This is a genomic window from Burkholderia sp. IO2, from assembly GCF_029522185.1.
In the GTDB taxonomy this organism is placed as follows: Bacteria; Pseudomonadota; Gammaproteobacteria; order Burkholderiales; family Burkholderiaceae; genus Burkholderia; species Burkholderia cenocepacia.
On the sequence record NZ_JAKWFH010000001.1, the window covers coordinates 290962 to 297998 of the forward strand.

The following is a 7037-nucleotide window of genomic DNA, read 5'->3' on the forward strand; positions in this document are numbered from 1 at the left end:
GAGGCCCGGCCGCGGCCGATCGCCCGCCGTCGGTCACGCGTCGCGTTCGAGCCGGAACACGCTGACCGCGTCCGACAGTTGCGCGGCCTGGTCGCGCAGCGCGACGGCCGCGCGCTCGGCATCCGAGATCAGCCGCGCATTCTGCTGCGTCGCGTCGCCGATCTGCGTGACGGCCAGGTTCACCTGCTCGATGCCGGTCGATTGCTCGCGCGACGCGGCGCTGATCTCGCCGATCAGCGTGCGCACCTGGTCGACCCGCGCGACGATGTCGCGCATCGTGCCGCGCGCGGCGTCCGCGATCCGGTAACCCTGTTCGACGGTCGTCGACGATTCGGTGCTCAGCGCGTCGATCTCCTTGACCGCGGCCGCGCTGCGTTGCGCGAGCGCGCGCACCTCGGCCGCGACCACCGCGAAGCCCTTGCCGTGTTCGCCCGCGCGGGCGGCTTCGACGGCCGCGTTCAGCGCGAGGATGTTGGTCTGGAACGCGATGCCTTCGATCGCGCCGGTGATCTCGGCGATCCGGCGCGTCGCGCGGCCGATGTCGTCCATCGTCGCGACCACGCGCTGCACCGCGGCGTCGCCGTTCGTCGCGGCGGCCGACGCGTCCGCGACCAGCGCGTTGGCTTGCGCCGCGTGCTCGGCGCTCTGCTGCACGGCGGCGGTGATCTGCTCCATGCTGGCGGCCGTCTGTTCGACGCTGCTGGCCTGCGTCGCGATCCGCGCGGCGATGTCGCCGCTGCCGGCCGCGATGCCGACCGTGCCGTGCGCGATGTCGGCGGCGCTGTTGCGCACTTGCGCGACGATCCGCGCGAGGCCGTCGCCGATCCCGTCGACCGCCTGCACGAGCCGGCCGATCTCGTCGTTGCCCGTGCCGCCGGGCGCGCCGCCCGCGCCGTCGCGGATGCGCACGCTGAGGTCGCCCGCCGCATAGCGTTCGGACGCGCGCGCGGCGGCTTCCAGCGGCCGGCTCACCACGCGTCGCACGACGATGACGAACAGCGTCGCGAACGCCGCGACGAGCACGGCGCCGATCATCAGGAAGCGGTTGCGGGTGGCGCGCATGGTGGCAAGCAGCTCGTCGTCGAGCGCAACGCCGCCGACGAGCCATTGCCACTGCGGAATCGTCGTGAACGACACGAATTTCGCGCTCGGCCCGCCGTCGTGCGCGGCGGGATCGGTCGACGTGTACGCGAGCCGGCCTTCGCCGGTCGCCAGCATCTGCGCGTAGGGCGCACGCGTGTCGTCGGCGCGCTGGCCGGCCGCATCGGGATGCACGACGAAGGTGCCGCGCGACGGACCTTGCGATGCATCGAGCACGAAGTAGTAGCCGTTGTCGCCGATCTTCAGTGCGCGGATGCCGTCTTCGACGAGCTTGAGCTCGGCGCCGATGTCGAGGCCGACGAACAGCGCGCCGATCACGCGGCCGCCCGCATCGGTCACCGGTTTGTACTGCGTGATGTACGGCCGGCCGAACAGCTTCGCGAGGCCCGTGTAGCTGCGCCCGGCGACGAGCGGCGCATACGCGGGGCCGGCGCGGTCGAGCTTCGTGCCGACGGCGCGCGCGCCGTCCTGCTTCTTCAGCGACGTCGTGATGCGCACGAAATCGTCGCCGTCGCGCGCGAAGATCGTCGCGATCGCGCCGCTTTTCTTCAGGAACTGGTCGGGAATCGAGTAATCGAGGTCGAGCGGCTGGCCGCCCGCGAGGAGGGTCGGCGCGGCCACGCCGCCGATATCGACGATGCGCGCCGGGTCGAGCGTGAAATCGGCCGGCAGGAAACTCGCGAACAGCGACATCGAGCGGTTGGCTTCGGCGCTCAATGCCTGGTCGAACAGGTCGACCATCGCGCGGATCGACTGCTCCTTGTCGGCGATCCGCTGATGCGCTTCATCGGCGAGCTGCTGGCCGGCGAAATGGGCGAGCGTCCACGCAAACACGGTAAACAGCAAGGCGACGAGCGCGCACGCGAGCGCGGCCAGACGCGCGCCGACGCTCACTCGGCCCAATTGGGTCATTCTCATGAGACATCCTGAGTGGGAGTGAGAGGAGGCGGAACGCACGCGTCACCGCTCGTGGTCCCGTTAATACGGCAACTTTCGCGAAATCTTTAGCGGATGTCGCGGATCACGGGCCCGCAGGCGGGCGAAGGGGAAGCGGAGGTCAGTGCGTGACGAGCCACGCGACGGCCAGATAGCGGCCGACTTTCGCGATCGTCACGATGACGAGAAAGGTCGGCAGCGGCTCGCGCAGCACGCCGGCGATCATCGTCAGCGGATCGCCGATCACCGGCGCCCAGCTCAGCAGCAGCGACCAGCGGCCGTAGCGCGCATACCAGCGCTCGGCGCGCGCGAGCGCGGACGGTTTGACCGGAAACCAGCGGCGCTCGCGAAAATGCTCGATGCCGCGGCCGAGCGCCCAGTTGATCGCCGAGCCGGCGACGTTGCCGACGCTCGCGACCAGCACCAGCGCCCACGCGGGTTCGCGCCCGGCGAGCAGCAGGCCGGCGAGCACGGCTTCGGACTGGAGCGGAAACAGGGTCGCGGCGACCATCGACACGGCGAACAGGCCGCCGTAAGTGAGCAATTCGGACATCGCGCGATTGTACCGGCCGTGCGGCGGCCGGCTCCGGTCACGCGGTCATCGGCTCACGATCTCATGCGGCATCCGTCGTGCCGAACAGCAGGTGCGAGATCACCGACTTGTCGACCGGTTCGTCGTTGAGCGTGCTGGCGAGCAGTTCGCCCGCGAGCTGCTGCGGCGAGAACACCATGTCGGGCTTCAACAGCCGCAGCCGTTCGAGGTTGCGCTGCTGGTTCACGAGCGCGACCGTGCGCACCGACGGCGCGATCTCGCGGATCGCGAGGATGATGAATGCGTTTTCGGCGTCGTCCGAACGTAGCGCGAGCACCGCGCGGGCGGTCGCCGCGCCGGCGCTCTCCAGCACCGCATGGTCGGTCGCATCGCCGACGATCAGGTCGGTCGCGGCCGGATAGTTGTGCTCGACGCCGGCCGGCACGACGACGGTCACCGCGTAGCCGCGCTTGCGCAGCCCGTCGTGCACCGCATGCGCGACGGGCGTCGCGCCGACGATCAGGAAATGATGCTTGCGGATCACGTTCGAAATGCCTCCCTTGACGATCCGTTTCAGATTGCCGCCGATCACCGGGCCGACGACCGCGCTGATCGACGTCGCGAACACCGTGATGCCGAGCACGATCACCGACGCGGTGAACAGGCGTGCGGTCGGCGCGTGCGGGACGATGTCGCCGTAGCCGACGGTCGACATCGATACGATGGAGAAATAGACGGCGGTGGCGAGATCGTGGACGGGCGGCGTGAATTCGTCGCCGAGATAGAGCACGCCGAAGGTCGCGTAGATCAGCAGCGACACGATGCTCAGCAACGCGAACAGGCTGCTGGCGGCGATGCTCGCGCGGTCGAAGTGCCGCCAGTAGTACAGCAGCGCGACGACCAGCACGGCCGTATAGACGAACACCGCGTGGCTGCGATAGCCGCCGAGCACGCTGATGGCGGCCGCCGCGACCAGCAGCAGGATCGACAGCACCCACGCGACGCGGGCGCGCAGCACGATGCCGATGGCCATCGTCGCGAGGCCGGCCGCGACGACCACCTGCGGCAGCACGACGAGCCCCATGTTGTCGACGAGGTTCAGCGCATCGGCGAGCCAGGCGCGATGCAGGCCGCGCCGCGCGTGTTCGACGACGGGGCGCAGCACCATGAGTGCATCGAGCGCGAGCAGGAGGGCGAGATACCAGTGCAGGCCGATCGGCGCGAACAGGCGCCGCAGGCGGGTAGTGACGTGCTTCATTCAGTCGCCCGGCAGGGCATGTCCAACGAACCAGCCGCTACCCTAAAGCATTCGGCGTTCGGCTGCTTTTTCGCGGGGCCCGATGATGGTCGCCGCGACGGAGCCGGCACGCCGGCCGTTCAGTTCCAGCCGACCATGATCGCGCCCATCCCGACGAGCAGCCCGCCCGTCACGCGGTTCATGGCCCGCATCCGCGCCGGCCGCTGCAGCGCGCGGCTCAGCCGGTGCGAGAACAGCGCCATCGACGCGACGCCGCCCGCGAACAGCAGCGCGAACGTCGCGGCGAGCAGCAGGTATTGAAGGTTCAGGCTCCAGTCGGCAGTCGGGCTGATGAACTGCGGAAAGAACGACGGAAAGAACAGCAGCGTCTTCGGATTCAGCCCGGAAGTCGCGACGCCGCGCCAGAACAGCGCGCGTCCGGAGTCGGCGTCCGGCGCGGCGATCGCCGTTCCCGCGTCGACGTCGGCCGGTGCCGCGGCTGCGCCGGCCGGCGCGCGGCTCAGCCATTGCTTGCCGCCGAGCCAGACGAGATACGCGGCGCCGGCCCAGCGCAGCACGGTCAGCGCGTGTTCGTCGAGGTGGACCAGCGAATTGAGGCACAGCGCGGTCAGCGCGAGTTGCAGCAGCACGGCGAGCGTGCCGCCCCAGACGCACGGCAGCGCGCGGCGCCAGCCGGTGCGCAGCGCCTGGTTCATCGTGAGCAGGTTGACGGGGCCGGGCGCGTAGATGAGGACGACGGAAGCGGCGAGGAACGACAGATAAAGCTTGAACGACATGACGGACGGGCAGGAACGGGGAAGCAGGCACCGGCCCCGCACGCGGTCGGATAGGCGTGCGGGCGGCGGGGAATCGCATGCCTGCCGGCCGGCACCGCAACTCGTGATTGCGGCCGTGCGTCCCGCTGCGAGGGGTTGTCGCGGGGAGCGTGCCGGGCAGCAGGCATGGAGAAAATGTATCAAGCGGCCTGGTTAAAAGGCTTCCTGTTTTCCAGCAAAACGCGCCTGAAACCGGAATCCTGTTCAGATAGAATTCCGATTTTCAGTAGAAGATTCTTCTTATCATGGCTACCCGCGAACGCACGCCGAAAACGCTCGACAATCAGGACCGCAAGATCCTGGGGGCATTGCAGAAAAATGCGCGCCTGTCGAACGCCGAACTGGCCGAACAGATCGGCATGTCGACCACCGCCTGCTGGAACCGCACGCGGCAACTCGAACTCGACGGCTACATCGACGGCTATGTCGCGCTGGTCAACCAGCGCAAGCTCGGCTACGCGGACATCGTGATCCTCGAAGTCACGCTCGATCGCCATGAAGACGACGCGCTGGCGCGCTTCGGCGCCGAACTGGCGGCGCTGCCGGAGGTGCTCGAGGCGTATCTGGTGTCGGGCGAGTACGACTACTGGATCAAGGTCGCGGTGGACGGCACGGCCGGCTACGAGCGCTTCCTGCGCGAAAAGCTGTACCGGATTTCGAGCATCCGCCACAGCCGCTCGATGTTCGCGCTGCGATGCATGAAGGACGTGCCTTCGATTCAGGTGTGAGGGAGCGGAGACGGGCGCACGGCCGTCGCTGCAGCGACGGCGGGTGCGATCGGACGCAGGCGCGGAGGAAAGCCGGCGAACGGTTGACAGGAAGGGCGTGCTGGGCAGACGGCCCGCCGGGCACAAAAACGGATGAATCTTCCGTCCGGCATGGCCCGGCGCAAGCGCGCGCAAGTCGAGAAGAATGGCATCCCGTCCGGGCCGCAACCGGCTGACGGTCCGCGCCGACACGAATCGGCGCCGGTCTCGGCCTGAAACACGGCCTCGAGACGACCTTGAAACGCTTCCGATGCGGTGCGCGTATCCGGCCGGGAAGGATGAACCCCGGCCTCTTTCTACATGCCCGGCGCGCCCGTCGGGTACGCCGCGCGACCGCCGCGGTCGGCGTGCGTCAGCGCAAACGCGTCAGCCGGCCGGCCGTTCGCTCAGCGCGGCAGACGCGCGTGTGCTTCAGCGATGACTTCGCAGTTCTCGAGGTGGAGCGCCCAGGCCTCTGCCAGCAGCTCGCCAACACGTGCGAGCCAGCCAGTGGATTGGGTGGAACGATCGGAGACATTAGACGTTTGCATGACGAAGCCCCATATAGGTGGCGAGTTAGGGATAACCCTAATCATAGCGAAGCAGCACCGTCTTGTGAAATGCGATTTCGTTATATGAGAATTACTGACAATTTGTGTTGCTGCTGCGCAACATGAATGTCGGCCACCCGGGCACGCCGGGCAGGCGTGACGAGGCCGTGCCGGCACGGCCTTGCGTGGAGAAACAACGAAGTCGGGCGTAGGAAAAAAAGTGCGCTTACCGGCCGATCCACCCGAAGCGCCACGACAGCCGCCGCGTCGCGGCCCGCAGCGCTTGCGCCAGCGCGCTGTCCGGCCCGCGCGGGAAGCCGCGCGACGAGCCGATGATCGCGATCACGAGCCGGATGCTGCCGGTGTGATCGAATACGGGCGCGGCGATCGTCCCGATGCCGGGCACCGGCGCGTCGAACGCGAAATCGAGTTCGTCCGCGCGGATCGCGGCGAGCCGGGCGCGGAAGGCCGCATCGTCCGGCGCGGCGTGCGCGCCGGCGAGGCGCACCGGCTCGTTGGCGAGCAGGTCGGCCAGCACGTCGTCGGACATGCCGGACGCGAAAATCCGGCCGATCGCCGTATTGACGAGCGACATCACGGTGCCGACCTGCAGGCTCACGTGCTGCGGCCGCGCCGATTCTTCGAGCCGGATCACGGTCGGCCCGAGCGGCCCGAGCGTCGCGGCGGCCACGCTCATGTCGGTCGCGCCGGCGAGCGCGACGATCTCGGCTTCCGCATCGCGGGTCGGCGACACGCGCTGCATCGCGATCAGGCCGAGCGCTTGCGCGAGCGGGCCGCCGTCGAAGCAGCCGGCGTCGTCGCGGCTCAGCAGGCCGATCTTCTGCAGGCTGACCAGATGGGGAAACGCCTTCGCGGCCGGCATGCCGGCCGCCGTCGCGAGATCGCGCAGCGGCAGCGCGCGGCCCGCCGACACCAGCGCGAGCAGCAACTCGCCGGTGCTGTCGAGCGCATTGATCCCGCGCTGCGCTTTTGCGTCGTCGGCCAGCGCGGGCGGTACGCGCGCGGCGGCCGGCGCGGGCGCGGACGCCGGCGCCGGGTCCGCACCTGCGGCGCCGAGCGACGCGGTCGCCTGCCGCG

6 protein-coding genes are annotated in these 7037 nt (G+C 69.2%); 1 reads left to right on the forward strand and 5 read right to left on the reverse strand.

Going from position 1 to position 7037, the window contains the following annotated elements; genetic code table 11:
* Positions 1 to 33: 33 nt before the first annotated feature.
* The 4 genes from MMB92_RS01205 to MMB92_RS01220 form a co-directional block, all read right to left on the reverse strand.
* Entirely contained in the window at positions 34 to 2019 is a 1986-nt protein-coding gene (locus MMB92_RS01205) for a methyl-accepting chemotaxis protein (protein ID WP_058903079.1), read from the reverse strand.
* Positions 2020 to 2158: 139 nt separating this feature from the next.
* A complete protein-coding gene (locus MMB92_RS01210; RefSeq protein ID WP_048985523.1) occupies positions 2159 to 2590 on the reverse strand; it encodes a YqaA family protein in 432 nt (143 codons plus the stop codon).
* 61 nt (positions 2591 to 2651) lie between these two features.
* Positions 2652 to 3827, reverse strand: coding sequence for a voltage-gated potassium channel protein (gene kch / locus MMB92_RS01215; protein WP_212190059.1), 1176 nt, complete (start codon positions 3825 to 3827; stop codon positions 2652 to 2654).
* A 119-nt stretch (positions 3828 to 3946) separates the two neighbouring features.
* Positions 3947 to 4603, reverse strand: a complete 657-nt coding sequence (locus MMB92_RS01220) for a LysE family translocator (RefSeq protein WP_006481932.1) — start codon at positions 4601 to 4603, stop codon at positions 3947 to 3949.
* Between the two features lie 284 nt (positions 4604 to 4887).
* On the opposite strand from MMB92_RS01220, the gene MMB92_RS01225 reads away from it, so the two are divergent.
* Positions 4888 to 5370 carry an Lrp/AsnC family transcriptional regulator gene (locus tag MMB92_RS01225; protein ID WP_006479115.1) on the forward strand — a complete coding sequence of 161 codons (483 nt, stop codon included), beginning with the start codon at positions 4888 to 4890 and terminating at the stop codon, positions 5368 to 5370.
* Positions 5371 to 6165: 795 nt separating this feature from the next.
* On the opposite strand, the gene MMB92_RS01230 is transcribed toward MMB92_RS01225, so the two are convergent.
* Positions 6166 to 7037, reverse strand: an 872-nt coding sequence (locus MMB92_RS01230; protein ID WP_277562467.1) for an IclR family transcriptional regulator C-terminal domain-containing protein, incomplete at its 5' end; no start/stop codon positions are given.